Below are 25,920 nucleotides of genomic sequence, written 5' to 3'. Positions count from 1 at the left end.
AGGTACGAGATGGACGGACGCCTCGAGAACGCCCTGCGCGAGGGTTGGACCAGCGCATGCCAGCTTTACCAGCATCTCCAAAGCGGCGGTGACCTCACCATCCTGCCGCCCGGCGCGGTTCGGTTGAACCCGGACGAGGTGCCGTACGCGGAGGCGGTGCTCGGCTACGCCCGCTTCTACGGCACGACCGTGACGTACCAGCAGAGCAGCATGTTCCTGCTGGGCTCGGCGACGTTCGTAGCCGCCGGGTTGGCTGCGAACGCGGTCGCGAACTCGGCCGCGAAGAACCGGGCGGCGGCGCAGGCCGCCACCCAGTGGCGCGACCACGCGCACGTCCGGACGATCCTCACCAACAAACGCTTGTTGTGCGACTACCGCGGCAAATGGTTGAGCTTCTGGCACGAGGGAATCGTGGAGTTCCAGGGCGACATGGCGCAGTGGCTCTTCGTGCTGCGCTACCACGTCGGCGACCCGATCATGCTGCATGGCCCGGCGGCGCCCTGGTTCGCGGTCAGTGTCGCGCACCTCGTGTACGGGCGGAGGGGCCTGCAACTTCCGGCCCTCGCCGCGCTGGCTCGTTCGGTAGCCGAAGCCACGGCCCACCAGCAACGGATCATCAGTGGCGGGACCGTCCCTGGAAACGGCTCCGGTGGCCCTCCGGCACTGCCGCCCGCCTAGCCGCGATCCTCGTCTCGATGAACCGCCGTGGACGGGGCCAGGGCGCGTGCTGATCCTTGGGTAACCACCCCAGCGACAACAAGCGCACCCAGAGCCCACGGCATGACCGCCGGCAAGCCACGGATCCGGGCCAACCTCACGAACCTGTGGTCGGGATGACCAAGCCGCTTTCGTACGCCGCGATGACCAGCTGGGCGCGGTCCCGGGCGGCGAGCTTCGTCAGCAGGTGGCCGACGTGGGTCTTCACGGCGGCCGTATCCCGGTCCTGTTCCTCGGGTCGCAGGGGCTGGCCAACCTCCCTGGGCTGCGGAAGGTGCTGCAGTATCTGCCCGACCAGGCGGGCATGGAGCTGATGCGGATCGCCGGCGGACCGCAGGACGGCCGGTTCGGACCCGAGTACGGAGCGGGGACCGCGCTGGTCATCCTGGCGGGCTGGACGACGGCCGCCCTCGTCGGGGGATATCTCGTGCTGCGTCAGCGAGACACCTGAAGGGCGAGCCGAACGGTAGGAATTTCTTTCGCCGCGGATGTCGAGAACCGGGGTGGCGGCTTCTACCTGAGGGTGGAAGCACCGAGAATCGGTGCACAGGCGTGAGGAGCGAACCGTGAAGTACATGCTGCTGATGCAGTTCAGCGCCGCCGGGACCGACTTCCCGTCGATCGACACCTGGACGCCGGAGGAGATCCGGGCGCACATCGGGTTCATGGGGGAGGTCAACGCAAAGCTCACCGCCGACGGGGAGTGGGTCCAGGCGGAGGGCCTGGGCGGGCCGCAGCAGGCGCGGATCGTCCGGGCGGGTGAGGGCGGCGCCCCGGTCGTCACCGAAGGGCCGTTCGCCGAGACCAAGGAGTTCCTCGCCGGCTGGTGGATCGTCGACTGCGAGACGCCGGAGCGGGCGGTCGAGATCGCCGCGCACATCTCCACCGCGCCCGGGCCCGGCGGGCGGCCGGTGAACATGCCGATCGAGGTGCACCCGATCATGTCGGCGCCACCGCAGGAGATCTGACCGCTGGACACCCTGGACCGGACCGTCGAGGACCTGCTGCGCGAGCTGGCGCCGCAGGTCCTCGGCGTGCTCGCCCGCCGGTTCGGTGACTTCGCCACCGCTGAGGACGCGGTGCAGGAGGCACTGCTGGACGCGGCCACCCAGTGGCCGGCCCAGGGGCTGCCGGACAATCCGCGCGGCTGGCTCGTCCAGGTCGCGTACCGCCGGATGATCGAGCTGGTCCGGGCCGAGGCCGCCCGGCGGGACCGGGAGGACCGCGCCGCCCGGCGGGAGGGCGACCAGCGGCGGACCGCGCCGGCCGCGGACGAGCCGCTGATCTCGGACCGGGACGACACCCTGGTCCTGCTCTTCCTCTGCTGCCACCCGACGCTGTCGACCGCCTCGGCGATCGCGCTGACGCTGCGCGCGGTGGGCGGGCTCACCACCACCGAGATCGCCCGCGCGTTCCTCGTCCCCGAGCCCACCATGGCGCAGCGGATCAGCCGCGCCAAGCAGCGTATCCGGAGCTCCGGGCTGCCGTTCCGGATGCCCGACGAAGGCGAGCGCGAGTCCCGCCTCGCGGCGGTGCTGCACGTGCTGTACCTGATCTTCACCGAGGGGCACACCGCCAGCCTCGGCACGGACCTGCGCCGGGTGGACCTGTCCGAGGAGGCGATCCGGCTGGCCCGGGCCATGCACGCGCTGCTGCCGGACGACAGCGAGGTGGCCGGCCTGCTCGCCCTGATGCTGCTCACCGAGGCCCGCGCCGCCGCCCGGAGCGGCCCGTCGGGTGAGCTGATCTCCCTGGCCGACCAGGACCGCAGCCGGTGGGACGCCGCCGCGATCGCCGAGGGGACCACGCTCGTCACCCGGGCGATGGCCCGCGGGCCGGTCGGGCCGTACCAGCTCCAGGCCGCCATCGCCGCGCTGCACGACGAGGCGCCCAGCGCCACGCAGACCGACTGGCCGCAGATCCTCGCGCTCTACCAGGTGCTGGAACGCCTCTCCGGGAACCCGGTGGTGTCGCTCAACCGCGCGGTGGCGACTGCCATGGTGCACGGCCCGACCGCCGGGCTGGACGCGCTCGCCGCCCTGGACGCCGACCCCCGGATGGCCGGGCACCACCGCCTCGACGCGGCCCGGGCGCACCTGTACGAGATGGCCGGCGACCGGGACGCCGCGGTAACCCACTACCGGGCCGCCGCCGGGCAGACCACCAGCCTCCCCGAGCAGCGCTACCTGCAGATGCGCGCCGCCCGCCTGGCCCAGCGCTGATCGTTGATCCACTCCCGATCGGCTGTCGACGGCTCCATGATCCACACCAGATCGGCGAGGTGGTGTTATCGGGGCGGCGGGGATACCGCCACGTCGCCGATCCGGTGCGGGCCCGCATCCGGGCGGGCCGGGCGGGTCGGGCGGGCCGGGCCGGGCGGGCCCGGCCGCCGGGTGGGTCAGCTCGGGGTGCAGGTCAGGGATGGGGTGGTGTTGCTGCCGTTCCAGCTGCCGAGGAAGCCGAAGCTGGTGCTGGCGCCGGCACCCAGCCCGCCGTTGTAGTCGACGTTGCGCGCCGTGTACGCCGCGCCGCTGTTGCTGATCGTGGCGTTCCAGGTCTGGCTGATCGTCTGGCCGTTGGCGAAGGTCCAGCGCACGGTCCAGCCGGTGATCGCCGAGGGGCCGGCGGTCGCCTTGACCTCGCCCTGGAAGCCGCCCTGCCAGGAGTTGACGATCGTGTAGCCGGCCGTGCAGCCGCCGGCCGGCGGGGTGGTCGGCGGCGGGCTGCTCGGCGGGGTCGTCGTGGGCGGGGTCGTGGTCGGCGGGGTGGTGCCGGAGTAGACCGACGCCTCCCTGGCGGTGGCCCGGATGCCGTTGGCGCCGTTGAAGATCCGCTGGCCCCAGCTGGTCAGGTTGTTCGGGTCGAAGTTGGTGGCCATGTCCAGGTATTCGACGCCGCCGCCGTTGCCGCTCCACGACCAGCCCAGGTAGCCGATCCCGTTGGCCTGGCTGTACGCCATGATGGTGTCCTCGTCCGGGTTGCCGTCCGAGTGGTCGAAGCCGAACTCGCCGACCACGATGGGCAGCTTGGCGGTGCGGAACCGGCCCAGGTAGTCGGTGATCTCCGCGGCGGTGTCGAAGACGCCGTACATGTGGATCGAGAAGACGGTGTTCTTCGCCGGGTCGGCGGTGAAGACCGTGCCGGCGTTGTCGCGCATGGTGAACGACCAGTCCTGGCCCCAGTTCGGGGCGTCCACCATGATCGTGTGGTTGATGCCGCCGGCGCGCAGCCGCTTGATCGCGTTGGCGGTGTCCGTCGCCCAGGTGGCGTAGCCCTGGTTGCCGTACGGCTCGTTGCCGATGTTGACGATGACGTACTTCTCCTGCCCGACCAGTGCGCCGGCGATGCTGAGCCAGTAGTCGACCGCCCGGTCCAGGGTGATGGCGCCGCTCTGCTCGCCGTAGCCGGTGGTGTCGTGCACCTCCAGGACGCAGATCAGCTTGTTGGCCTGGCACAGGGAGATGACGTTGGTGACGTCGGCGGCGCTGTTCCTCGCCCAGCGGTCACCGCTGGCCAGCACCACCCGTACGCTGTTCGCGCCGAGCGCCTTGAGGTTGGCGAACGAGCTGGTCTGCTGCGGGTACCAGGTGTGCGCGTGGTTGACCCCACGCATGACGAACTCGGTGCCGTTGGCGTCGTACAGCCGCCCGTTCGAGACGGAGAAGCCGGCGGCGGCGTGTGCCGGCTGCCCGACGGCGAAGATGGCGGCGAGAACCGTCAGCAGGGCGGCGCCCGCGACGGAGAGCAACTTTTTCATGGCTGTCCTCAGGGAGTCTCCCCCGTGCCCTGGTGGGGGTGCGGTGGTGGTGACAAGGGCGGCTGAGCCCGACAGCCGCCGCCCGACTCCCGGCGGACGCAGGCATCAGCGTAGGGCGAGGGAACGCCGGAGGCAACCGGTGAAGTCGATCGATGGATAAGGGTGGCGACCGGAAGGTGGGCAGCAGCGCCGCCGCCGGCAGTAAGTGCCTGGACGGCAAGCGGACGGGCACGGTTGACCGGCGCAGCGCGGGGTATCTGGTGAGGATCCGCCGGAAGGAGATGCGCCATGGTCAACGTCGGCTACACCCTCCTGTGCGAGCAGGCCGGCCCGAAGCACCTGGTCGACCACGCCGTCCGCGCCGAGGCCGCCGGCTTCGACCACCTGGTCACATCCGACCACTACTACCCGTGGCTCGACGCGCAGGGCCACTCCCCGTACGCCTGGTCGGTGCTCGGCGCGGTCGCGCACGCGACCAGCCGGGTCGGGCTGATGTCCTTCGTGACCTGCCCGATCCGCCGCTACCACCCGGCGGTGGTGGCGCAGAAGGCCAGCACGGTCGGGGTGCTCTCGGACGGCCGGTTCACCCTCGGGCTGGGCGCCGGGGAGAACCTCAACGAGCACGTGGTCGGCGGCTGGCCGCACGTGGAGCAGCGGCACGAGATGTTCGAGGAGGCGCTGCAGATCATCCGGCCCCTGCTCAACGGCGAGACGCTGACCTTCTCCGGCAACCACTTCGACGTCCCCGACGCGTACGTCTGGGACCGGCCGGAGCGCCCGGTGCCGATGGCGGTCGCCGCCTCCGGCCGGCAGTCCGCCACCCTCGCCGCCGAGTACGGCAACGGCATGATCGCCACCGAGCCCGACGCGCACCTGATCCAGATGTACGACGACGCCGGCGGCGCCGGAAAGCCGCGCTACGGCCAGGTGGCGATCTGCTACGGCCCGGACGAGGCCGAGTGCCGCAAGATCGTGCACGACCAGTTCCGCTGGTTCGGCCTGGGCTGGAAGGTCAACGCGAACCTGCCGGGGCCTGAGTCGTTCGCCGCGGCGACGCAGTTCGTGCGCGAGGAGGACGTGGCCGGGTCGATCCCGTGCGGCCCGGACGTGGACCGGCACGTGGCGGCGTTCAAGCAGTTCGTCGACGCGGGCTTCACCCACGTGGCGCTGGTCCAGGTGGGCGCGGACAGCCAGCCGATGTTCCTGAACTGGGCGCAGGAGGAGCTGTTGCCCCGGCTCCGCACGCTGTGACCGCCCGACCTGCGATGGTGGGTCCATGCGTATCGGGAACACCGAGATCCGACCCCTCGGGGGCGGAGTCGGCTGCCTGCTGATGATCCTCTTCTCGATCCTCGTCTCGGTGGTGCTGACCGTGGTGCTGAACCTGCTGATCTGACCGCCGGGCCGGGTGAGGCTGGGGGCGGCTCAGCGGCGCAGGCCCAGGGCGGTGAGCAGCTCCCGGCTGGTGACCCGGACCGGGTCCAGCACCGCCCGGCGCAGCCAGCGGCGGGTCGGCCCGACCGTGGCCCGCCACGCCGTACGCATGCCCCGCGCCGCCGGGACGACGGTGGCCCGCCAGCCGGCCCGGACGGCCCGGCCCAGCGGTACGGCGGCGTGCCGCCACAGGGGACCAGCCAGGCCAGCGGCACCCACACCAGGCGCCGGGCCGCCCAGACCAGGGGCCGCCACAGCAGGTGCGGGGCGACCCAGGCCGCCCCACGCGCCAGCCAGACCAGCGGCCGCCACAGCAGGGTGCGCGCGGCCCAGGCCAGCGGGCGCAGCAGCCAGCGGTGCAGGAACCGGCCGGTGGGCCTGACCAGGTACCGGTCCAGCAGGCGGCCGGCGGCGATGGCCAACTCCCAGGCGAGGCGTACCGGCAGGACCACGACCAGGGCGACGGCGCGGGCGACGGCCGCGACCAGCGGGGGCGGCGGCTCGAGCGGGGTGCGCGAGCCGGTCGACGCGGCGGCGTCCGGCCGGGGCGGCGTGGGCGGCCGGTACGGGTCGGACGGGCGCGGGGGCGGCGGGCCGGTCACGGCGTCACGGTAGTCAGCCGCGGCAACGACCGCCGCCCCGGTCAGGCCGGGTCCAGCGCCAGGTCCGCCACCACCGGATAGTGGTCGGAGGCGGTGTCCGTGTCGCCGCCCCGGACCACCCGCACCTGGCGGGCCAGCGCGGCCAACGCGGGCGTGGCGAGCAGGTAGTCCAGGCGCATTCCGGCGAACTCCGCCCCGCCGTGCCGGGTCGGCACGGTCAGCCCGCCGGGCTCGCTCCCGCCCCGGTCCGGCCACAGGTCGACCAGGCCGGCGTCGAGCAGGCGGGACACGGCGCGGGTGTCGACGGTACGGCCGTCGCGGCGCAGGTGCCGGCGCCGGTACCGGTCGGACAGGCCGGCCAGCCGGGCGGTGTGGTCGGCGGTCGGCTCGAGGGTGTTCAGGTCCCCGGCGAGCAGGGCCAACTCGCCCCCGGTACGCCGGACCGCCGCCGCGAGCCACTCCGCCTCCATCCGCCGCCGGCCGCCGGAGTACGGATCGAGGTGGGTGCTGAACACGGTGAGTGGCCCCGCCCCGGTGGACACCTGGACCCGGGCGGCGGCGTGGTGGAAGGGTCGGCGTACCCGAGCGGAGCGCAGCACCCGCAGCGGCGCGCGGACCAGCACCGCCACCGGCTGCCCGAAGCAGGACCGGGCCAGGTGGGGCGCCATCCCCAGCCGGCCGGCCAGGTCCGCCATCCGCCCGCCGCGGTCGAGGCCGCGCAGCTCCTGCAGGGCCAGCACGTCGGGGCGCTGGCCGCTGACGACCGCGACGATCCCGGCCCACCGGTCGGGCCCGTCCCGGTCCCGCCCGCCGGTCCGGATGTTCCAGGTCATTACCCGCAGCATCGGCGCCCGGTCACTCGTCCCGGCCGGCCCTGGCCAGCTCGTCGGGCAGTTCGGGCACCTGCTCCGACTCGATGGCCGGGCGGTTGCCCCGCCGGACGTCGGCGTTGGGGCGGACCACCCACCAGAGCAGCCCGATCCACAGCCCGCTGAGCAGGAGCGCGCCCATGACGTCGGTCGGGTGGTGCATGCCCCGGTACATCCGGGAGACGGCCACCCCGACCGGCATGATCACCGCCATGGCCACGAACAGCCACCGCCACCAGTGGTCGGTGCGGGCGAGCACGATGACGGCGATCGCGGTCCAGAGGCAGATGGTGGCCGCGATGTGCCCGGACGGGAAGGACGAGGTGGGCAGGTGCCCGTCCAGGTTGTCCACGGGCGGGCGGGGGCGGTCGACCGCTCCGGAGGAGGCGAGGAAGAGGCTCAGCTCGCCGAACATCGCCAGCGCCACGAAGAGCACCGGCCGCCAGCGCTTCCAGATCGCCAGCACCAGCGGGCAGAAGACCAGCGAGATCAGCAGGATGGCGTGGGTGTCGCCGAACTTGCTCCACCACCAGCTCAGGTTGTTCAGCGAGTCGGTACGCCGGGCCGCGAGCCACTGCGGCACCTCGGTGTCGAGGGTGTCGAGGAACGTTCCCTTGGCGTGGTAGCTGACCACCATGCCGAACGCGTAGAGGGCGCCGAAGACGAGTACCCAGCCGACCAGCAGCTCGGCGACGGCCGAGCGGGGGTGCTCCAGCACGTGCTCCTCGTTCGGCGCGGGGGTGATCTCCTCCCCCGCCTCCGGCTCCAGGCCCTCGCTGATCGGCGGCACCGGGCGGCCGCGGTCGCGCCGCCACAGCCGGAAGGCGTACGCGGTGACGCCGAGCCAGGTCGCGCCGAGCAGCCAGCCGCCGAGCACGTCGGAGACGAAGTGCACGCCGAGCGCGATCCGGGTCAGCCCGATCAGGAGGACCAGCCCGCCGACCAGGACGATGGCCGGTCTGCGCCACCGGGGTGGCATGGCCGGCAGGAAGACCAGCAGCAGCGCCCCGTACGCGACGAACGAGCCGAGCGCGTGCCCGCTCGGGAAGCTGTTGCCGGGAGCGTGGGTGATCGGCACGTCGACCACCGGGCGCAGCCGCCCGACCAGCGCCTTCAGCGACGGGTCGAGGATCAGCCCGCCCACCCCGGCGATGATCAGGTAGACCGCCAGCCGGGGCTGGCGGCGGATCAGCAGGCCGACCACGGCGATGGTGACCAGCCAGATCAGCACCGGCCGGCCGCCCAGGTCGGTGACCGCCTGGAGCGCGGTGACCAGGGGGTGGTGCGGCGCCACGAGCCGGTTGAACCACTCGGCCGCCTCGTGGTCGGCGCGGTACAGCGGGTCCCAGTGGAACCGGACGAGCATGAGCAGCACCCCGAACGCGACCCCCGCCCCGGCGACCGCTAGCAGCCCTACGACGCTGCGCTCGGCGAACCGGCCGAGGGGCCGGCGGCGGGTCTCCTTGACCGCTGTCACCCGCACCTCCCTTGTGTTCTGCCGAGGCGCGCTGTACCCGGTTCGCGCTCCGCGTACACGCGGCCGGCGGTCAGAGCGCGGTCATCTCGCCGGTGTCGAGGACCGCCGCGGGTTCGGCCTCCGGCTCCCAGAGGTCGGGCTGGGCGGGCTCCGCCACGCCGATCCGCATCGCCTCCAGCTGCGCGGCGAAGGCCAGCCCGCCGAAGAGCGCCATCCCGGTCAGGTTGGCCCACAGCAGCAGGGCCATCATCCCGGTCAGCGCGCCGTAGGTCTGTCCGAATCCGTCGCTGTACTTGACGTACGCGGCGAGCAGCAGGCTCGCCAGCCACCAGAGCGCGGTGGCGATGCCGGCACCGATGAACAGCCAGGACAGGCCGGGCTGCCGGCGCCGGGGCGCGTGCCGGAACAGCACCGCCACGGCCAGCACGGTCAGCCCGAGGCTGAGCGGCCAGCGGATCACGTCCCAGGCGGCGTTGGCGACGCTGCCCCAGGCGTAGTGCCGTCGCACCGACTCGCCCATCGCCCGTCCGCCGACCAGGATGAGGAACCCGGCCAGCGCGGGCACGCCGGCGGTCACCGCGAGCACGGCGGCACGGACGTACTTGGCCAGGGCCGGGCGGTCCCGCTCGACGCCGTAGATGCGGTTCGCGCCCCGTTCGATCTGGGCCATGGTGGTGGCGAGCGCGACGAGGCCGGTGAGCAGGCCGAGGGTCAACGCCAGTTCACCGGCGTGTTCGCTGTGCTCGCCGTCGGCCAGCAGTTGCTGCACCACCGACTCGCTCTGGCCGGGGGTGAGCGCGAGCACGGTGTCGGCGACCACCTTGCCGCCCTCGTCGGCGCCGAGGTCGGTGATCAGGCCGGTGAGCGCGATGAGGAACGGCACCACGGCCAGGCAGAGCTGCAGGGCGAGGGCCCGGGAGTGGCTGAAGCCGTCGCCGTAGCGGAACCGGACGAAGGCGTCCCGCAGCAGGCACCAGCCGCCGTGGCGGCGCAGGGTGTGCCAGGCGTCGTCGGCGGAGAGTTCGTCCGCCGACATCAGCCGGGTCTCGGGGACCAGCTTGGTGCTACTCACGGCGGGCGTCCTCGACCAGGCGTTCACCGCGCTGACCGGCGGCGTCGGCGTCCACCGACAGGTCGGGGTGGCGCTCCGGCCGGGCCACGCAGAGCCAGAGCGCCGCGGGCCGGATCTCGGCCGTGAGCGAGCGGCCGGGCTCGATCAGGTCACCGTCGAGCTCCCGTGGCTGGGCCCGGTTGCTGGTGATCTCGACCTTCCGGCCCCGGAGGATCTCCATCCGGGGCACCTGGCCACGCCGGCGGACGAGCGCCCAGCCCATGGCCAGCCAGTGGCCCAGCGTCCGGGGGGTGAGCACCGCGACGTCGAGCCAGCCGTCGTCGGGCTCAGCGTCGGTGAGCAGGCGTACGCCGCCCTGGAGGCGGCCGACGTTGGCGACCAGGACCGAGCGGGCCCGGCGGCGCAGCGGCGGGTGGTCGTCGATCCGGATCCAGACCCGCATCGGCCGGTCCCGCAGGTGTTTCACGGCGCCCACGACGTATGCCGGCCAGCCGATCCGTGCCTTGGTGGTCTCCGAGGTGGCGTCGAGCATCTGCGCGTCGAAGCCCATCCCGGCCATCACGGCGAAGCACTGGTCGCCGACGACCCCGACGTCCAGCCGCCGCCTGCCCCGCTCGACGGCGACCTCCAGCCCGGCGGCCAGGTCGCCGGAGAGACCGAGGTTGGCGGCGAGCAGGTTGCCGGTGCCCTGGGGCAGCACGGCGAGCGCCACGTCGGTGCCGGCCAGCGCGGTCACGCAGGCGCGTACCGTGCCGTCGCCGCCGCAGGCGAGGACGACCTCCGCGCCGGCCCTGACGGCCGCCTCGGTCTGGCCGCGGCCCGGGTCCTCGACGGTGGTCTCGTACCACGTCGGCGGGGGCCAGCCGGCGGCGTCGAGGGCGCCGTCCACCGTGCGGCGGAACTGGTCGAGATCGGTCACCTTCACCGGGTTGACCACCACCGCCGAGCGCGGCGCGGCGTTGCCGGCGGTCACCAGCCGCTGGTCCGCTCCACCGTTCACGGCGTCAGTGTGCAGCAACTCCGACGGGTCAGCGAGTCGACGGAGACGGACGTTGCATGGACCGCAAACAGGTTTAAGGACCGCAGTGGCCGGTCGGCGCCGCCGACGTTCGTGTCGTCGGGCGTCAGGCCGCCGTCCGCAGCGCCGCCTCCACCCGCCGGCGCAGGTCGTCGAGGTCGGCGCCGGCCTCGGTGAGCACCAGCGCGGCCAGGCCGTTGCCCTCGCGGAGCAGGCCGAGCAGGATGTGCTCGGTGCCGATGTGGTGGTGGCGCAGCCGGATCGCCTCGCGCAGGCTAACCAATTTGATTATGAATCGTCAGTGATCATAGATTGGTCGCGTGGACCTTCTTCGATTTTCGCAGACCACGGCGCGTCTGTCGGTGTCCGTCTCGTGACGCCTGGTGTTTGGGCTGGTTCGGGGAGGATTCCGGTGGCGTGGGGCGGCCGTGAGCGTTGGTTCTGCTCGATCGATGGTGGGTCGTTGAGTCGGTGAGCGGGAAGCTGCGGCTGGCCGAGGGCGAGGCCGCCCGCACCGCGTGTGCCCGCGGTTTGCTGCGCACCGGCGTGGATGAGGCAACCGGTGAGGTGCTGTCTCGGGCGGTGCTGGCGCAGCGGGTCGGTTGGTGTGCCGATCTGGTGGCGGGCATGGTGGCCGCGCTGATCGACGCGCATTGGAACACCGTGGATGTGGAGGTGTTGGCGGCCGGGGTGGATGCGGGTGGGCGGCGGTTGCCGTCGAACGCGTGGATGGCGTTACGACGTTTGGGCTGGGCGGTGACCGCACCTGGTGGTGTGAGGGTCAATGACCGCATCATCCGGATGGTCCAGGAGCAGGCGGGGCGTGTTCTGCGTTCGGTGAAGTGGCGTGCCGATGTGACCGCCGGGGTCCTGTCGTCGTGGCCGTCCGATCCGCGTAGGCGCACTCCCGGCTAAGTGGGATCAGGTTCGGGCCTCGATCCCCGGCGGCGAGTATCTGCCATCCAATGTCATCAAGTCCCGGACCCGGCAGGTCGCCGCGTTCGTCAAGGTCAACGGCCGGCTGCCGGTGGACGTGTTCGAGTTGGAAGGTGTCCCGCGGATTCCGCGGATGTTGGTGTTGGCCGCGTGTGATCGGCAGCAGGCCATCATCGAGCGCTGCGACGCCGACCCGGGCAGGGCGCTGCTGCGGCTGCAACTGCCCACCCGTCCGGATCCGCAGACGTATCGGGACTGGACGTGGGTCGAGTGTCCGATCAGGCTGCCGTCCGCGGTTCCCGCCGCGGCGGTGCTGCACCTGCCCACCCTCCGTGTCACCGGCCCACAGGTACAAGCCGACATGGCGTACACGCACGTCGTGCCGAAGGCCCGGGCTACCGGCCACTCGGTGGCGCTTGGCGTGGACTGGGGCCTCAACACTCTCCTCAGCGCCGGTGCCCTGCGACTGGGAAAGGATGGCCGGATCGCGGCGTTGGGGGCTGGTGGACAGTTCCGGGCCGCCGGGGTCCTGGCCAAGCAGCACCGCCTGCGCCGCCACAGTGAGCGGCTGCATGCGAAGGTCGACCAGTACGCGCGGCTGGTCGGCGGCCGCCCGGACGAGCAGTTGAGGGCGAAACAGGAGGTGCTGGCCGGCGAGATCCGCCACGTGTCCGCCCGCCGCCAAAACTTGAACGACGCGCTCGCCTGGGCTGCCGCCCGCTGGACCGTGGACCAGGCGATCGCCGCCCGGGCGACGGTGATCTATCTGGAAGACCTGCGGTCGATGGAAGCCAAGGGCATGGGGCACAGCCTGAACACGCGTCTGTCCCAGCAGGTCCGCGGAAAGATCAGCGACCGGATGCGGCACCTTGCCGCCGAGCACGGTATCGCCGTGGTCACCGTCCCCGCCCGCAACACCTCCAAGCACTGCCCCCAATGTTTGACCCCGCTGCGGCACCGTAAAGCCCCCGACAAGCGGACCGTCGCGGGATGGAAATGGGCCATCTGCCCCAACACCGGGTGCGGCTGGCAGGGCGACCGCGACCACGGCGCCTGGCGGCGCATCGCCGCCCGCGGCCTCACCCACCAAGCCAAAACCGTCACCGACAAGACCACCGGTGCCATGGTGATCCGCACGGTCGTCGACGAGCTCGAAGCCAGCGCCGTCGTCACCCCAAGCACCACGGGCAGCCGGAGGGACCGGTCCAAGACCGGCCCCACCCGGCACCGCACCTCACGCCCCGCGCCCAGGCGACGCGGGGCACCCTCCCCTACCCGGCCTCAGGGTCAGGCGGGTAAGCGTCCGGAGGGACACGCACCAACGGACCGGAGGCTGCCCCGCGCAGCCCACCGACACCAGGGCGTGAACACGATCAGCACACCCACCACCGCCGGCCACCGGCCACGCGGAGCCGCACTGGGCGCCGGATTCCATCTCCACGCCCATGCATCTCCACCACGGTGGGAAACGATCCCGGAAACCCCATCCGACTCAGGATCGCTAAGCTGATCAGGGACGCTGAGTTCCAGCACCTTCCGGGGCGAGAACCGGCCGTCGTCGGGCCGGCGCCGGCCCCAGCGCCGGCGGGGTGGGGGCGCCGCCTCGCGCAGCGCGTCGGGTCCGAAGGACTCCTCGATCCGCGCGACGATCGCCGCCAGGTCGATGCCAATCTCCCGCAGCGCCGCCGCGTCGGCCTCGCCGAGGCCGTCGACGCCGCCGGCCGTGTGCCGGGCCACTGCGGCGCGCAGGTCCTCGGCCCGGACGCCGGCCTGGGCCAGCACCCGGACGGCCAGGTTGTCGCCGTCGGCGAGCACGCCGAGCAGCAGGTGCTCGGTGCCGACGGGGCGCCGGCCCTCGGCGCGGGCCTCGTCGACCGCGTGCCGCACCGCCGTCCGGGCCCGGTCGGTGAACCGTTCGAACATCACGCCTCCCAGCTTCCGGGCACCGCCGGTCGCCCGGCGTGCTTCTTGTGGACCGCCTGCCGGCTGACCTCGAGCGCGTCGGCGATCTCCTGCCAGGACCAGCCCTGTCGTCGGGCGTTGTCCACCTGGACCACCTCGAGCCGCTCGAGCAGCCGGCGCAGGGCGAGGACCGCGCGGAGCCCGACCTTCGGGTCGGTGCTGCCGGCGGCCGCCGCGAGTTCCGTCGCCTGACTCATGCTGTCAACATAGGTTGACAGCGCCTCCTTGTCAACCATGGTTGACACCCCGACGGGCCGACACGGCCGCGACGCGCCGGGCGCAGCCCCAGCTGGTGCTACGGTCCGCTGGTGTTCCGCCGCCGCTCGCTGGACCGACCGGTCGAGGCCGCCCGCCGGCTGACGGTCGGGCGGCTCACGCTGGAGATGGCCGGCGGCAGCGTGGTCGGGCACCACTACCCGGAGAACTTCGACGTGCTGCACGTCGACCCGGAGCTGCCGCTGTTCGCGGTGGCCGACGGGATGGGCGACGGTGACGGCAGCCGGATCGCCGGCGCCACCGCGACGAGCACCTTCGTCGAGCGGGTCCGCGCCACCTGGCCGGCCGTCGGCGCGCGCGAGCTGCGCGCCGCGACCGCGGAGACCCAGCTGCGGGTACGCCAGGCCGGGGCGGGACTGGCCGGGCTCACCGGCTGCACGCTGACCGCGCTGGCCGTCGAGCCCGACGGCGGGCAGGGCTGGCTCGTCCAGCTCGGCGACTCGCGGGCCTACCGGCTGCGCGACGGGCTGCTGGAGCTGGTGACGGTCGACCACACCATGGCCTGGCTGGGGGTGGTGCACGGCTGGTGGCCGGCCACCTCGCCCGAGGCGGCCCGGGCCCGCTACCAGCTGCTGCGCTACGTCGGCCACCCGGACCGGCCGGAGCCGGACGTGCTGGCCGTCCCGCTGCGCACCGGGGACACCTGGCTGCTCTGCACCGACGGGGTCAGCGACCAGCTCGGCTACCACCGGCTGCGGGACCTGCTGGCCGAGCGGGACCCGGCGCGGGCGACCCGCGCCCTGCTCTCGGCCAGCCTGGAGGAGGGCGGCGACGACAACGCCACCGCCGTGGTGGTCCGCGTCCTGCCCACCGTGCCCACCCCGCGCTGACCGCGGGCCGCACCCGCGCATCCCCCGGCGCGGTGACCGGGCCAGTTCCGCCGACCCGGTCCGGGCGGGCACCCGCCACGACTACCGTGGGTGAGGAGTGCGCGGTCGGGAGGTGAGGCGGGATGGCCGCACCCACCGAGGACGCGGTGGTGGTCGGCGTCGGCCGGTCGGACGAGGACCTCCAGGTGGTCCGGACGGCCGCCGTGGAGGCCGCCGCCCACGACCGCCCGCTGCACCTGCTGCACGCCTTCAACTGGGCGGCGGAGGCCGCGACGTCCACGCCGGGCGGGCCCCGCGCCGCCGCCGAGGACCTGCTGGAACAGGCCGGACAGGTGGCCGCCGAGGCGGAACCGGCGGTGCCGGTGAGCGGTGCGATCGTCGAGGGATCCCCGGTCGAGGCGCTGATCCGGGCCTCCGAGTCGGCCTTCCTGGTGGCGCTCGGCGACGGCGGGATGGCCGGCTGCACGGACTGCGTACCGACCGACGCGCCGGCCGTGCAGCTCGCCGCCCGGGCCGGCTGCCCGGTCCTGGTCGGCCGGGCCGAGCCGCCGCCGCCCGGACCGGTGCTGGTCGGCGTGGACGGGTCGACGTCCTCCCACACCGCCCTCGGTTACGCCTTCGACTGCGCGGAACGCCGCGGGGCCCGGCTGCTGGCGATCCGGGTCGTCGAGTCCGGCCGCGCCGGCGACGGCGACGACCTGCTCGCCGAGACGGTGGCCCGGTACGCCGCCCGGCACCCCACGGTGGCCGCCGAGTGCCACACCGTCCGCGGCGACCCCGGCACCGTCCTGGTCGAACAGTCCCGCTCGGCGCAGGTCGCGCTGGTCGCCGCGCGCGGCGACGAAGCCTGGCGGGGCATGCTGGGCGAGGTCAGCCAGTCGCTGCTCTACCACTCGCCGGCCCCGGTGATCGTCGTCCGTGGACTCGCCCCGGACGAGTACGGGCCATGACGCCCGCCCGGCCCGGGACCTCCGGCCCTGACCGCCCGACCGGCACGGGGCCAAGCTGGACCCGCCCGGGCGGGATATCCGCCTACGGGCTGCAGAAGTCCCCGAGCCGCGAGAGGCTATTGCAGCATGGACACCGCTCTCGACCTGCACAGCCCACTGACCGAAGACGAGCTGCGCCGGCTTGACGCCTACTGGCGGGCGGCGAACTACCTCACCGTCGGGCAGATCTACCTGCTCGCCAATCCGCTGCTCCGCGAGCCGCTCAAGCCCGAGCACGTCAAGCCCCGGCTGCTCGGGCACTGGGGCACCAGCCCCGGGTTGAACCTGATCTACGCCCACCTCAACCGGGTCATCGTCAACCGCGACCTGAACGTCATCTACCTCACCGGTCCCGGCCACGGCGGGCCGGCGATCGTGGCGAACGCCTGGCTGGAGGGCACCTACAGCCAGCTCTACCACTCGGTGACCCGGGACGAGACGGGGATGGCCCGGCTGTTCCGCCAGTTCTCCTTCCCCGGCGGCATCCCCAGCCACGTCGCCGCGGAGGTGCCGGGTTCGATCCACGAGGGCGGCGAGCTGGGGTACGCGCTGAGCCACGCCTACGGCGCCGCCTTCGACAATCCGGAGCTGCTGGTGGCCTGCGTGATCGGGGACGGCGAGGCGGAGACCGGTCCGCTGGCCGGCAGTTGGCTGTCCAACGTCTTCCTCAACCCGGCCCGGGACGGGGCGGTGCTGCCCATCCTGCACCTCAACGGCTACAAGATCGCCAACCCGAGTGTGCTGGACCGGATCCCCGAGGACGACCTGCTCGGCCTGATGCGCGGCTACGGCTACCAGCCCTACGTGGTGGCCGGCGACGACCCCGCCCGGGTGCACCAGAGCCTCGCCGCGACGCTGGACCGGGCGCTCGACGAGATCGCCGAGATCCAGCGGCGGGCCCGCTCCGGCGGCCGGGTCGAACGCCCCCGCTGGCCGATGATCATCCTCCGTACGCCGAAGGGCTGGACCGGCCCGCGGGAGGTCAAGGGCAAGCCGGTCGAGGGGACCTTCCGCGCCCACCAGGTGCCCATCGACGGCGTACGCAAGAGCCCGGAGGCCCTGGCCGAGCTGGAGCGCTGGCTGCGCAGCTACCGGCCGGAGGAACTCTTCGACGCCACCGGCGCCCCGGTCGCCGAAGTGGTCGACCTGCCCCCGAAGGGGGACCGGCGGATGAGCGCCAACCCGGTCACCAACGGTGGGGTGGTGCTGCGCGACCTGAACCTGCCGGACTTCCGCGCCTACGGGGTCGACGTCGAGCATCCGGGCGAGCCGGTGGCCGGCTCCACCGGCGTCCTCGGCCCGTGGATCCGCGACGTGATCACCGCGAACCCGCAGAACTTCCGCCTGTTCGGGCCCGACGAGGTCGCCTCCAACCGGCTCGGCGCCGCCTTCGAGGTCACCGATCGGGCGTTCGTCGGTGCGACGGTCCCCGGCGACGACCATCTCTCGCCGGACGGTCGGGTGATGGAGGTGCTCTCCGAGCACCTCTGCCAGGGCTGGCTGGAGGGCTACCTGCTCACCGGCCGGCACGGCATCTTCACCAGCTACGAGGCGTTCATCCACATCGTCGACTCGATGGTCAACCAGCACGCCAAGTGGCTGAAGGTGACCCGGGGTATCCCCTGGCGGGAGCAGCTCGCCTCGCTGAACTACCTGCTCTCCAGCCACGTGTGGCGGCAGGACCACAACGGCTTCTCGCACCAGGACCCGGGCTTCATCGACCACGTGGTCAACAAGAAGGCGGAGGTGGTCCGGGTCTACCTGCCGCCGGACGCCAACACCCTGCTCTCCACCATGGACCACTGCCTGCGCAGCCGGCACTACATCAACGTGGTGGTGGCCGGCAAGCAGCCGGCGCCGAACTGGCTGAGCATGGACGAGGCCATCCAGCACGCCCGGCGCGGTCTGGGTATCTGGGACTGGGCCAGCACCGACCAGGGCACCGAGCCGGACGTGGTGCTGGCCTGCGCCGGTGACGTGCCGACGCTGGAGACGCTGGCCGCGGCCGACCTGCTCCGGCGGCACCTGCCCGAGCTGAAGGTGCGGGTGGTCAACGTGGTCGACCTGATGCGGCTGCAGCCGCCCTCCGAGCACCCGCACGGCCTGCCGGACTTCGAGTTCGACACCATCTTCACCCGCGACAAGCCGATCATCTTCGCGTACCACGGCTACCCGTGGCTGATTCACCGGCTCACCTACCGCCGGACCAACCACGACAACCTGCACGTGCGCGGCTACAAGGAGGAGGGCACCACCACCACGCCGTTCGACATGGTGATGCTCAACGACCTGGACCGCTTCCACCTGGTCATCGACGTCATCGACCGGGTTCCCGGGCTCGCTTCGCGCGCCGCCCACCTGCGCCAGGACATGGTCGACGCCCGGCAGGCCGCTCGCGACTACACCCGCGAGTACGGCGAGGACGACCCCAAGGTCGCCGAGTGGCGCTGGATCCGGGAGACCGAGCTCGGCCTGCGAGGCGGGCAGTGAACCCGGCCGATGTCAGCCGCGACGAGATCCTGGTCGGCTACGACGGCTCCGCCGACTCGACGGTGGCCCTGAACTGGGCACTGGACGAGGCGGGCCGCTCCGGCCGGCCGGTCCGGCTGGCGTACGTCTTCGAATGGCTGACGGTGGCCGGCTGGATCGGACCCGGGGTGGCCCCGGGGATCTGGCCGGACGAGACCGCCCGGCGCAAGGTCGAGGAGTTGGTCCGCAAGGCGGCGGCGGACGCCGGCGCCGAACGGCCCGGCCTCACCGTGACCGGCGAGGTCTTCGACGGCCCGCCCGCCCTGGTGCTGCAGGAACGCTCCGCCGACGCGGGGCTACTGGTGCTCGGCAGCCGGGGCCACGGCGGCTTCGGCGGCCTGCTCGTCGGCTCCACCGCGGTCTCCGTCACCGCCCACGCGCACTGCCCGGTGGTGGTGGTCCGGCAGGGGCAGGTGGCCACCTCCGGGCCGGTCGTGGTCGGCGTGGACGGCTCCGAGTCCTCCCTGCGGGCGCTCGGCTTCGCCGTCGAGCGGGCCGCCCAGCGGGACGTGCCGCTGCGGCTGCTGCGGGCCTGGGCGCCACCGGCCGAGCGGTGGGTGGATCCCGGCGCCGGCCCGGAGGAGACCGAGGCCGCCGAACGGGCAGCGGCCGAGGAGAGCCTGGCCCCGTGGCGGAAGACCTTCCCGGACGTCCCGGTCGAGATCCAGTCGAGCCCGGGCAACGCGGCCGCGCTGCTGGTCGAGGCGAGCCGTGCGGCGCAGTTGGTGGTGGTCGGCAGCCGGGGCCGGGGCGGGCTGCGGGGGATGCTCCTCGGCTCGGTCAGCCAGCAGCTCATCCACCATGCGAGCTGCCCGGTGGCGGTGGTCCGGGAACGCTGAGCGGCGACGCGGGTGGCCGCACCGGGCAACAAGGCTGCTCGGCGCCGGTCGAAGGTCCCAGGTACGCGGGTCGTGCAGCCCGTGCGACCGCCCGCCGGATGCCAGAGGATGGGGCGGCAAGGCCGCCCGGACCCGGGCGGGGTGGGGCACGATGAGGGAAACGGAAAGGTCGTGACGATGAGCCACGAGACGCCGACCACCGACCGGGCGCTGACCACCGCGCTGACCGAGGCCGCCGCAACGTCCGGTCGCGCCCCCTCGGTGCACAACACCCAGCCGTGGCGCTGGAAGGTGCTCCCCGACGCGCTGGAGCTGCGGATGGTGCGGGAAGCCCGGCTCACCGCCACCGACCCGGAGGGCCGGCTGGTGACCCTGAGCTGCGGCGCGGCACTGCACCACGCACGCGTGGCGCTGGCCGCCGAGGGCTGGACGGCGCTGGTGGAGCGGCTCCCCGACCCGGCGCAGCCGGAACTGCTCGCCCGGCTCACCGGGTTCCGGCACACCGGGGCGGATCCGGACGCGATGCGCCTCGTGCAGTGCATGCAGGTCCGGCACACCGACCGCCGGCCGGTGCGCGAGGAGTCACTGCCCGGCCCGGCCCTCGACGAGATCGTGCGGGCGGCCGTCGCGGAGGGCGTACGGCTCGAGGTGCTGGACTCGGACCAGGTGATGGAGCTGGCCGCCGCGGCCGGGCAGGCCGCCACGGTGACGGCGGAAGACCCGGAAACCCGCGAGGAGCTGGAGTACTGGACCAGCCGGGCCGGCACCGGCACCGGGCTACCGCCCGAGGTGCTGCCCGAGCAGGCCCCGCAGACCACCGTGCCGGCCCGGGACTTCGGCCGTCCCGGCACGCTGCCGATCGGCCCCGGGCACGACCGGGCGGCCGTCTACGGGATCCTCTGGAACACCGAGGACGAGCCGGACAACTGGCTGCGCGCCGGTGAGGGGCTCTCCGCCGCCTGGCTGACCGCCACCCGGCTCGGCGCGTCGATGGTGCCGCTCAGCGGCGTGGTGGAGGTGGCGGGCACCCGGCAGACCGTGCGCCGGCTGCTGGCCGGACTCGGCTTCCCGTACCTGGCGCTGCGGCTGGGGCTCGCGGACCCGGCGCACGCGGGGCCGCCGCACACCCCACGCCTGCCCACCGAGGAGATCGTCGACACCTCCGCGGTACGCGCCAGCGCATAGCGATCTCGTCCCCGGCGACAACATCGCCCGGTGGCCAGCGCACCGAATCCCCGGAACGAGCACGTCACCCCGTCCCTGGGGCTGACCCCGCTGTCCCGGGTCCGGCTCGACGAGCTGCTGCAGGAGATGCTCGACCGGGTCGGCGAGGTGGTGACCAGCCGGGAACGGCTGCGCGCCCTGCTCGACGCGGTGGTCGGCATCGGCACCGACCTCGACCTGCGCAGCACCCTGCAGCGGATCGTGCAGTCGGCGTGCGAACTGGTCGGCGCGAAGTACGGCGCGCTCGGCGTGATCGGCCCGGACCGGCTGCTGCACGACTTCATCATCCACGGCATCAGCGAGGAGCTGCACGCGAAGATCGGCGAGCTGCCGCACGGCCGCGGGGTGCTCGGCCTGCTCCGCCGCCGACCAGGTCATCGCCGGCCAGGCCCTGCAACGGGTGCTGCTCACCGCCACCGACGCCGGGCTCAGCGTGTCGCTGATCTCCCAGCCGATCGAGGTGCCCGGGCCGCGGGAGGCGCTCCGGCTGTCCCTGGGCCGGTTCGGCACCCCGCAGATGGTGATGCGGATCGGCTACGGCCAGCCCGGCGCCGCCACCCCGCGCCGCCCCGTCGACGAGGTGCTCGACCTGCCCGTGGTGCCGGCCTGACCCCGCCGCGCCCGGTCCGAGTCCTGGCATCGCGCCTAAGCACGGCGGCCAGCAAGTCCGGCGCTGGTCAGGCCGTCGGGGTGAACCCGGCCAGCAGCTTCGCCTCCCGCTCCGGGTCGAGCCCGACCGCCGCCCGGGCCGGCCGCCCGGCGCGGGGCGGCACCTGGCCCACCGCGCGCAGCCAGCGCCAGGTGTCGGCGACCGTCTCGGCCACCGGCCGACAGACCAGCCCCGCCGCGTACGCCCGCTCCACGCCCCGCTCCTGCAACCATCGGTACGGGTGGCCCGACGGAATCCAGATCGGCAGGTCGTTCCAGGGCTCCACGCCCGCGGCCAGGATCGGCTCCGGGTCCGTCCAGTGCAGGCTGGCGTCCGCGCCGGTCGCCACGACGGCCGCGTCGAGCAGCTCACCCATCGTCGCGTGCCCGGTCCGGCTCACCACGTTGTACGCCCCACCGACGCCCTCGGCACCTCGATCCAGCAGCCAGATCGCAAGGTCCCGCGCGTCGACGTACTGCAGCGGCAGGTCGCGTGGCCCCGGAGCCAGGACCGGCCCGCCCTGGGCGATCCGCTGCAACCACCACGGCAGCCGCCCGATGTCCTCGCCCGGCCCGAGGATCAGCCCGGCCCGGGCCAGCAACGCCCGCTCGCCGTACACCTCGACCGCGGCCCGCTCCCCGCCCGCCTTGAGCTGCGGATAGTCGCCGTCGACCGCGTCGGCCGCAGCGTCGACGATTGGTGCCTCCTCGCCCACGCCGGGCGGCACCGGCTCGGCGTAGACCGACCCGCTGGAGACGTAGACGTAGTGCGGCACCGCGTCGGCCAGCACCCGGGCCGCGTCCCGCACCGCCCGGGGCGCGCCGTCCCAGGTGTCCACGACCAGGTCCCACTCACCGCCGGCGAGCGCTGCCAACCCGTCCGGCGCCGTCCGGTCCCCCCGCAACCGGCGTACGCCCACCGGCACGTCACCGTGCAGCCCCCGATTGAACAACGTCACCGACCAGCCCCGGCGTGCCGCCTCGGCCACCACGGCCCCACCGACGAATCCCGTCCCGCCCAACACCAGCAGTCTCATACGCCCCACCCTGCCCCCTGTTCGACCCGTCAGCGAGCAACGTTCACGGTGAGCGGATCTGCCCACGGCAGAAACCCTCCGCCGGCCGGCCGAAGCCCGGCGCTCCCGGAGATCCCTGCCTCGTCCCCCTGGTCCGGCCCCCGTGGCCCTGGCCAGGCGCTTCCGGCCTCCCGGCGGCCCGTTGCGCGTGATCGACTGCCCAGTCCCAGCCCGGGCATCCCGACCTCCCAAGCTCCGGCTGGGCGGTGTCCGACTCCGTTTACGGGATGTGGCGGTATCGACGCTATGGGATACCGCCGGGTACCCGACCTGGAGTGGATCAACCAAGCACCCGTCACAACAGCACGACGCCGCATCGTGGACAGTTACCGTCTCCCGAACGGAAACCGCCCAAGATCCGAAAGCGACGCGGGTTCGTACCCGAAGACAACCGCGACGCACGGGCGGGCCGGGCGCACGGCGGGCTTGGGGCGAGGGTGACCGGCGCCGGCCGCCGTGCGTACCGGGACGGCGGTTGCTGTGGACGGCGTCGAGGCGGCCTCGAGGAACGGTTGCTTCAGTCGATCGCCGGAGCTCGACGGCGTACGCCACGAGGACGAGCGGCGGTCGAACTGGCGAAGACGCGCGTGGTGGGGCGCGCAGACCACAACAAGCGTTCATCAAAGACGGCGGAGGCCGACATTGACCAGGGAACGGGCCAGGGAAACGAAGAATGTGGCTGCCCGTGTCGGCGGGTGGAGCGCACGTCACCGGTGGTGGGCGATTCTGCTCTGGCTGGCGTTCGTGGTGCTCGCCACCGTTGTCGGCAACGCGGTGGGCACCACCCCGATGAAGAGCTACGAGGGCCAGAACGGCGACTCGCGGCGGGCCCAGCAGATCATCGACGAGGCCGGCTTCCCGGACGTGGCGGGTGAGATGGTGCTGGTCCAGGCCCGCGACGGGCGGATCACCGTGGACAGCCCCGAGTTCCGCCAAGTGGTGCGGGACGTCGCGAGCGCGGTCCAGGCCACCGGCCAGGTGGAGCACCTGCGCACGCCGTACGACCCGGCCGCCCCGGCGCCGCGGACCGCCGACGGGACCACGGCGCTGGTGCTGTTCGACATGACCGGCGCCGGCGACACCGCGGACGAGCGGGTCCAGCCGGTCCTCGACGCGGTCGCCGGCGTCCAGGCCCGGCACGCCGACCTGCGGGTGGAGCAGGCGGGCGCGGCCAGCATGCAGCGGCTGGCCGGCGTGGCGGTCAACGAGGACTTCCAGCGGGCCGAGGCGCTGTCGCTGCCGATCACCGCGATCATCCTGCTGATCGCCTTCGGCACCCTGTTGCCCATGCTCATCCCGCTCGGGGTGTCGATGACCGCGTTCTTCGCCGCCACCGGTCTGCTCGCCCTGGCCAGCAAGGTGCTGCACGTGGCCGACACGACGACCAACCTGATGCTGCTGATCGGGCTGGCCGTGGGCGTGGACTACTCCCTGTTCTACGTGCGGCGGGAGCGGGAGGAGCGGGCGAAGGGACGGTCGAAGGAGCGGGCGCTGGAGATCGCCGCGGCCACCTCGGGCCGGGCGGTGCTGATCTCCGGCGTCACCGTGATCGTGGCGATGGCCGGCATGTTCCTCACCGACCACGGCGTGTTCATGGGCTTCGCGCAGGGCACGATCCTGGTCGTCCTGACCGCCATGGTGGCCTCGGTGACCGTGCTCCCGGCGACGCTGGCGGTGTTCGGCGACGCTGTCGACGCCCGGGTGATCCACGGGATCGTCCGGGTGGTCACCCGTGGCCGGGTCACCTGGGCGCGGCGGCTGGGCGGCCGGGCGGGCGGCGGCCGGGTGTGGAACGTCATCCTCACCGGCGTGCTGCGCCGTCCGTGGCTGTCCACCGTGCTGACCGTGGGCCTGCTCGTCGCGCTGGCGGTGCCCGCCGTCGGGATGCGGCTCGGCCAGCCCGGCATCGACGACCTGCAGGGCGACTATCCGATCGCGGCCACGTTCAAAGCGATCGACCGGGCCTTCCCGGGCGGCAACGAGCCGGCCACCGTGGCGGTCCAGGCGCCGGACGTGTCCAGCCCCGCGATGCAGGAGGCGATCGGGCGGCTGAAGGATCGGGCGCTGGCCACGGGCGTGGCGCACGAACCGGTGAGCGTGCAGGTGAATCCGGCGAAGACGGTGGCCACGGTCTCGCTGAGCATCGGCTACGGCGAGCAGGGCCGCAAGTCGGTGACGGCGCTGCGGGAGACGATCGTGCCCGAGACCGTCGGCGCGCAGCCGGACACGCAGGCGTACGTCACCGGCGCGATGGCCGCCACCGTGGACTTCAACCGGCAGATGTCCCGCACCGCTCCGCTGGTCCTCGTCTTCGTGCTGCTGTTGGCGTTCTTCCTGCTGCTGAGCAGCTTCCGGTCAATCATGGTGGCGATCCAGGCGATCGTGCTCAACCTGCTCTCGGTGGCCGTCGCCTACGGCGTGCTGGTGCTCGTGTTCCAGCACGGGCACGGCGCGGACCTGCTCGGCTTCACGCCGGGGGCGATCGTCAACTGGCTGCCGCTGTTCCTCTTCGTCATCCTGTTCGGGCTGTCGATGGACTATCAGGTCTTCATCCTCAGCCGGATCCGCGAGGCGTACGACAGCGGGATGTCCACGGAGCGGGCGGTCACCCACGGCATCAAGGCATCGGCGGGCGTGGTCACCAACGCCGCGCTGATCATGGTGGCGGTGTTCGCGGTGTTCGGCACCATGTCGCTGCTCAGCTTCAAGCAGATGGGCGTGGGCCTGGCGGTGGCCATCCTGATCGACGCCACCATCGTGCGCGCCGTCCTGCTGCCGGCCACCATGAAGCTGCTCGGCGACCGGGCGTGGTATCTGCCGAGTTGGCTCAACTGGCTGCCCACGCTGTCGCACGGCGAGGTGGCCGAGGAGAAGGAGGAGCACCCGGCGCCCGCCCGCGAGCCGGTCCCGGTGAGCTAGAGGTGGCAGAGCGGACCCGCGCCATGGCGTCGCGGCGCGGGTCCGCTGCGGTGCCGGCTGTCGCCGGGTGGGCGAGGGCAGCATCATCGTGCTCGGCGCCGACTGACGCCGGGCCCGCTGACAACCGTTGGTGGGCGATACTGGGTTTGAACCAGTGACCTCTTCCGTGTCAAGGAAGCGCGCTCCCACTGCGCCAATCGCCCGAGCGCTCGCCGGGGTTGACACACCGGCGGCGGTCGCCCCGCGAGGGGCGGATCGCGAGCGGACGACGGGATTCGAACCCGCGACCCTCACCTTGGCAAGGTGATGCGCTACCAGCTGCGCTACGTCCGCGTTGTCGCCGGCTCGCGTCGGCGACGGGTAGAACTGTACCCGATGACAAGATCGCCGCGCGGGAGGCCCCACCCGCCCGCCCGGCCGTGTCGCCACGCCCGGTGATTGCGCTGGTCGCCGTCGGGGTACTGACTGCACTCGACAGCACAACCCGTCCCCCGAAGGAGGCTGTCGTGGGAATCGGTACCAGCATCTTCCTGATCGCCGTCGGCGCGATCCTCACCTTCGCGCTGAACGCCCACATCGGCGGGGTCAGCCTGGACGTCGTCGGCTGGATCCTGATGGCGGCCGGCGTACTCGGCCTGATCATGACCACGCTGGTCTGGGGCCGTCGCCGCGAGGTGGTCACCACGGCCGAGCCGGTGGAGTACCGGCGGGTCGACGAGCGTCGGGACATCGCCCCACCGCTGTGA

22 protein-coding genes, 2 tRNA genes and 4 pseudogenes are annotated in these 25,920 nt (G+C 73.0%); 16 read left to right on the top strand and 12 right to left on the bottom strand.

The features are described 5' to 3' along the window. The first annotated feature begins 9 nt into the window (after positions 1-9). From ACFYM6_RS17940 to ACFYM6_RS17925, 4 genes are all read left to right on the top strand, one after another. Positions 10-678 carry a hypothetical protein gene (locus ACFYM6_RS17940; RefSeq protein ID WP_387276724.1) on the top strand — a complete coding sequence of 223 codons (669 nt, stop codon included), beginning with the start codon at positions 10-12 and terminating at the stop codon, positions 676-678. Positions 679-913: 235 nt separating this feature from the next. Continuing rightward, positions 914-1,168 carry a hypothetical protein gene (locus tag ACFYM6_RS17935; protein WP_387276722.1) on the top strand — a complete coding sequence of 85 codons (255 nt, stop codon included), beginning with the start codon at positions 914-916 and terminating at the stop codon, positions 1,166-1,168. A 124-nt stretch (positions 1,169-1,292) separates the two neighbouring features. After that, positions 1,293-1,685 (top strand): YciI family protein, encoded by a 393-nt coding sequence (locus ACFYM6_RS17930; protein ID WP_387276889.1) that lies wholly within the window; start codon positions 1,293-1,295, stop codon positions 1,683-1,685. Between the two features lie 12 nt (positions 1,686-1,697). Next, the gene (locus tag ACFYM6_RS17925) at positions 1,698-2,939 is read left to right on the top strand and encodes an RNA polymerase sigma factor (RefSeq protein WP_387276887.1); all 1,242 of its coding nucleotides are present in this window, start codon (positions 1,698-1,700) and stop codon (positions 2,937-2,939) included. Positions 2,940-3,115: 176 nt separating this feature from the next. Here ACFYM6_RS17925 and ACFYM6_RS17920 read toward each other — a convergent pair whose 3' ends face one another. Then, positions 3,116-4,474, bottom strand: coding sequence for a cellulase family glycosylhydrolase (locus ACFYM6_RS17920; protein WP_387276720.1), 1,359 nt, complete (start codon positions 4,472-4,474; stop codon positions 3,116-3,118). A gap of 288 nt (positions 4,475-4,762) precedes the next feature. Here ACFYM6_RS17920 and ACFYM6_RS17915 point away from each other — a divergent pair, with 288 nt between their 5' ends. Then, positions 4,763-5,725 carry a TIGR03557 family F420-dependent LLM class oxidoreductase gene (locus ACFYM6_RS17915; RefSeq protein ID WP_387276718.1) on the top strand — a complete coding sequence of 321 codons (963 nt, stop codon included), beginning with the start codon at positions 4,763-4,765 and terminating at the stop codon, positions 5,723-5,725. 174 nt (positions 5,726-5,899) lie between these two features. Here ACFYM6_RS17915 and ACFYM6_RS17910 read toward each other — a convergent pair whose 3' ends face one another. The 6 genes and pseudogenes from ACFYM6_RS17910 to ACFYM6_RS17885 all read right to left on the bottom strand — a co-directional run. After that, positions 5,900-6,127: a hypothetical protein gene (locus tag ACFYM6_RS17910; protein WP_387276716.1), complete on the bottom strand. Its 228-nt coding sequence runs from the start codon at positions 6,125-6,127 to the stop codon at positions 5,900-5,902. A gap of 424 nt (positions 6,128-6,551) precedes the next feature. Then, positions 6,552-7,355 (bottom strand): endonuclease/exonuclease/phosphatase family protein, encoded by an 804-nt coding sequence (locus ACFYM6_RS17905; protein WP_387276714.1) that lies wholly within the window; start codon positions 7,353-7,355, stop codon positions 6,552-6,554. 10 nt (positions 7,356-7,365) lie between these two features. Then, the gene (locus ACFYM6_RS17900; protein WP_387276712.1) at positions 7,366-8,856 is read right to left on the bottom strand and encodes a phosphatase PAP2 family protein; all 1,491 of its coding nucleotides are present in this window, start codon (positions 8,854-8,856) and stop codon (positions 7,366-7,368) included. 70 nt (positions 8,857-8,926) lie between these two features. Continuing rightward, entirely contained in the window at positions 8,927-9,928 is a 1,002-nt protein-coding gene (locus ACFYM6_RS17895) for a YihY/virulence factor BrkB family protein (protein WP_387276710.1), read from the bottom strand. Further along, the gene (locus ACFYM6_RS17890; RefSeq protein WP_387276708.1) at positions 9,921-10,928 is read right to left on the bottom strand and encodes a diacylglycerol/lipid kinase family protein; all 1,008 of its coding nucleotides are present in this window, start codon (positions 10,926-10,928) and stop codon (positions 9,921-9,923) included. Before ACFYM6_RS17890 ends, ACFYM6_RS17895 begins: the two co-directional genes overlap by 8 nt. A 151-nt stretch (positions 10,929-11,079) precedes the next feature. After that, positions 11,080-11,226: pseudogene (locus ACFYM6_RS17885) on the bottom strand (Clp protease N-terminal domain-containing protein); the annotation flags it as partial. A gap of 191 nt (positions 11,227-11,417) precedes the next feature. On the opposite strand from ACFYM6_RS17885, the gene ACFYM6_RS17880 reads away from it, so the two are divergent. Together ACFYM6_RS17880 and ACFYM6_RS17875 are read left to right on the top strand one after the other, a co-directional pair. After that, entirely contained in the window at positions 11,418-11,861 is a 444-nt protein-coding gene (locus ACFYM6_RS17880; RefSeq protein WP_387276706.1) for a hypothetical protein, read from the top strand. Between the two features lie 154 nt (positions 11,862-12,015). Continuing rightward, the gene (locus ACFYM6_RS17875) at positions 12,016-13,392 is read left to right on the top strand and encodes a zinc ribbon domain-containing protein (protein ID WP_387276704.1); all 1,377 of its coding nucleotides are present in this window, start codon (positions 12,016-12,018) and stop codon (positions 13,390-13,392) included. A gap of 230 nt (positions 13,393-13,622) precedes the next feature. Here ACFYM6_RS17875 and ACFYM6_RS17870 read toward each other — a convergent pair. Together ACFYM6_RS17870 and ACFYM6_RS17865 are read right to left on the bottom strand one after the other, a co-directional pair. Beyond that, positions 13,623-13,805, bottom strand: a pseudogene (locus ACFYM6_RS17870) (Clp protease N-terminal domain-containing protein); the annotation flags it as partial. Continuing rightward, on the bottom strand, positions 13,805-14,041 hold the full coding sequence (locus ACFYM6_RS17865) for an HTH domain-containing protein (protein WP_073836364.1): 237 nt from the start codon (positions 14,039-14,041) through the stop codon (positions 13,805-13,807). The gene ACFYM6_RS17865 and the pseudogene ACFYM6_RS17870, both read right to left, overlap by 1 nt. Positions 14,042-14,152: 111 nt before the next feature. On the opposite strand from ACFYM6_RS17865, the gene ACFYM6_RS17860 reads away from it, so the two are divergent. From ACFYM6_RS17860 to ACFYM6_RS17830, 7 genes and pseudogenes are all read left to right on the top strand, one after another. Further along, positions 14,153-14,950, top strand: a complete 798-nt coding sequence (locus ACFYM6_RS17860; protein WP_387276702.1) for a PP2C family protein-serine/threonine phosphatase — start codon at positions 14,153-14,155, stop codon at positions 14,948-14,950. 122 nt (positions 14,951-15,072) lie between these two features. Continuing rightward, positions 15,073-15,900 (top strand): universal stress protein, encoded by an 828-nt coding sequence (locus tag ACFYM6_RS17855; RefSeq protein ID WP_387276700.1) that lies wholly within the window; start codon positions 15,073-15,075, stop codon positions 15,898-15,900. A 126-nt stretch (positions 15,901-16,026) separates the two neighbouring features. Then, a complete protein-coding gene (locus ACFYM6_RS17850; protein ID WP_387276698.1) occupies positions 16,027-18,429 on the top strand; it encodes a phosphoketolase in 2,403 nt (800 codons plus the stop codon). Continuing rightward, positions 18,381-19,307, top strand: coding sequence for a universal stress protein (locus ACFYM6_RS17845; RefSeq protein ID WP_387276696.1), 927 nt, complete (start codon positions 18,381-18,383; stop codon positions 19,305-19,307). Before ACFYM6_RS17850 ends, ACFYM6_RS17845 begins: the two co-directional genes overlap by 49 nt. A gap of 177 nt (positions 19,308-19,484) precedes the next feature. After that, a complete protein-coding gene (locus ACFYM6_RS17840) occupies positions 19,485-20,492 on the top strand; it encodes an Acg family FMN-binding oxidoreductase (RefSeq protein ID WP_387276694.1) in 1,008 nt (335 codons plus the stop codon). Between the two features lie 81 nt (positions 20,493-20,573). Then, positions 20,574-20,891, top strand: a pseudogene (locus ACFYM6_RS17835) (ATPase); the annotation flags it as partial. Beyond that, positions 20,890-21,141 (top strand): annotated as a pseudogene (locus ACFYM6_RS17830) (nitroreductase); the annotation flags it as partial. The pseudogenes ACFYM6_RS17835 and ACFYM6_RS17830, both read left to right, overlap by 2 nt. A gap of 67 nt (positions 21,142-21,208) precedes the next feature. On the opposite strand, the gene ACFYM6_RS17825 reads toward ACFYM6_RS17830, so the two are convergent. After that, entirely contained in the window at positions 21,209-22,216 is a 1,008-nt protein-coding gene (locus ACFYM6_RS17825; protein WP_387276692.1) for an NAD-dependent epimerase/dehydratase family protein, read from the bottom strand. Positions 22,217-22,930: 714 nt separating this feature from the next. Between ACFYM6_RS17825 and ACFYM6_RS17820 the strand changes: the two genes are divergently transcribed. Continuing rightward, positions 22,931-25,174, top strand: a complete 2,244-nt coding sequence (locus ACFYM6_RS17820) for an MMPL family transporter (protein ID WP_387276690.1) — start codon at positions 22,931-22,933, stop codon at positions 25,172-25,174. A 128-nt stretch (positions 25,175-25,302) separates the two neighbouring features. On the opposite strand, the gene ACFYM6_RS17815 is transcribed toward ACFYM6_RS17820, so the two are convergent. Together ACFYM6_RS17815 and ACFYM6_RS17810 are read right to left on the bottom strand one after the other, a co-directional pair. Next, a tRNA-Val gene (locus ACFYM6_RS17815) sits at positions 25,303-25,377 on the bottom strand. Between the two features lie 57 nt (positions 25,378-25,434). Further along, positions 25,435-25,507, bottom strand: a tRNA-Gly gene (locus ACFYM6_RS17810). Between the two features lie 173 nt (positions 25,508-25,680). On the opposite strand from ACFYM6_RS17810, the gene ACFYM6_RS17805 reads away from it, so the two are divergent. Beyond that, the gene (locus ACFYM6_RS17805; RefSeq protein ID WP_073836378.1) at positions 25,681-25,920 is read left to right on the top strand and encodes a DUF6458 family protein; all 240 of its coding nucleotides are present in this window, start codon (positions 25,681-25,683) and stop codon (positions 25,918-25,920) included.

The sequence above is a fragment of the Micromonospora sp. NPDC006431 genome, from assembly GCF_042870725.1.
Lineage (GTDB): Bacteria > Actinomycetota > Actinomycetes > Mycobacteriales > Micromonosporaceae > Micromonospora.
Note: the sequence above shows the minus strand (reverse complement) of the source record. Positions and strands in the feature narration are given on the sequence as shown.

What these genes read in the sequence shown, in the direction of transcription:
- ACFYM6_RS17825 (WP_387276692.1), bottom strand. Translation starts at nt 22,216, where the DNA reads ATGAGACTGCTGGTGTTGGGCGGGACGGGATTCGTCGGTGGGGCCGTG.
- ACFYM6_RS17850 (WP_387276698.1), top strand. Translation starts at nt 16,027, where the DNA reads ATGGACACCGCTCTCGACCTGCACAGCCCACTGACCGAAGACGAGCTG.
- ACFYM6_RS17920 (WP_387276720.1), bottom strand. Translation starts at nt 4,474, where the DNA reads ATGAAAAAGTTGCTCTCCGTCGCGGGCGCCGCCCTGCTGACGGTTCTC.
- ACFYM6_RS17930 (WP_387276889.1), top strand. Translation starts at nt 1,293, where the DNA reads ATGCTGCTGATGCAGTTCAGCGCCGCCGGGACCGACTTCCCGTCGATC.
- ACFYM6_RS17840 (WP_387276694.1), top strand. Translation starts at nt 19,485, where the DNA reads ATGAGCCACGAGACGCCGACCACCGACCGGGCGCTGACCACCGCGCTG.
- ACFYM6_RS17865 (WP_073836364.1), bottom strand. Translation starts at nt 14,041, where the DNA reads ATGAGTCAGGCGACGGAACTCGCGGCGGCCGCCGGCAGCACCGACCCG.
- ACFYM6_RS17940 (WP_387276724.1), top strand. Translation starts at nt 10, where the DNA reads ATGGACGGACGCCTCGAGAACGCCCTGCGCGAGGGTTGGACCAGCGCA.
- ACFYM6_RS17875 (WP_387276704.1), top strand. Translation starts at nt 12,016, where the DNA reads ATGTTGGTGTTGGCCGCGTGTGATCGGCAGCAGGCCATCATCGAGCGC.
- ACFYM6_RS17905 (WP_387276714.1), bottom strand. Translation starts at nt 7,355, where the DNA reads ATGCTGCGGGTAATGACCTGGAACATCCGGACCGGCGGGCGGGACCGG.
- ACFYM6_RS17915 (WP_387276718.1), top strand. Translation starts at nt 4,763, where the DNA reads ATGGTCAACGTCGGCTACACCCTCCTGTGCGAGCAGGCCGGCCCGAAG.
- ACFYM6_RS17855 (WP_387276700.1), top strand. Translation starts at nt 15,073, where the DNA reads ATGGCCGCACCCACCGAGGACGCGGTGGTGGTCGGCGTCGGCCGGTCG.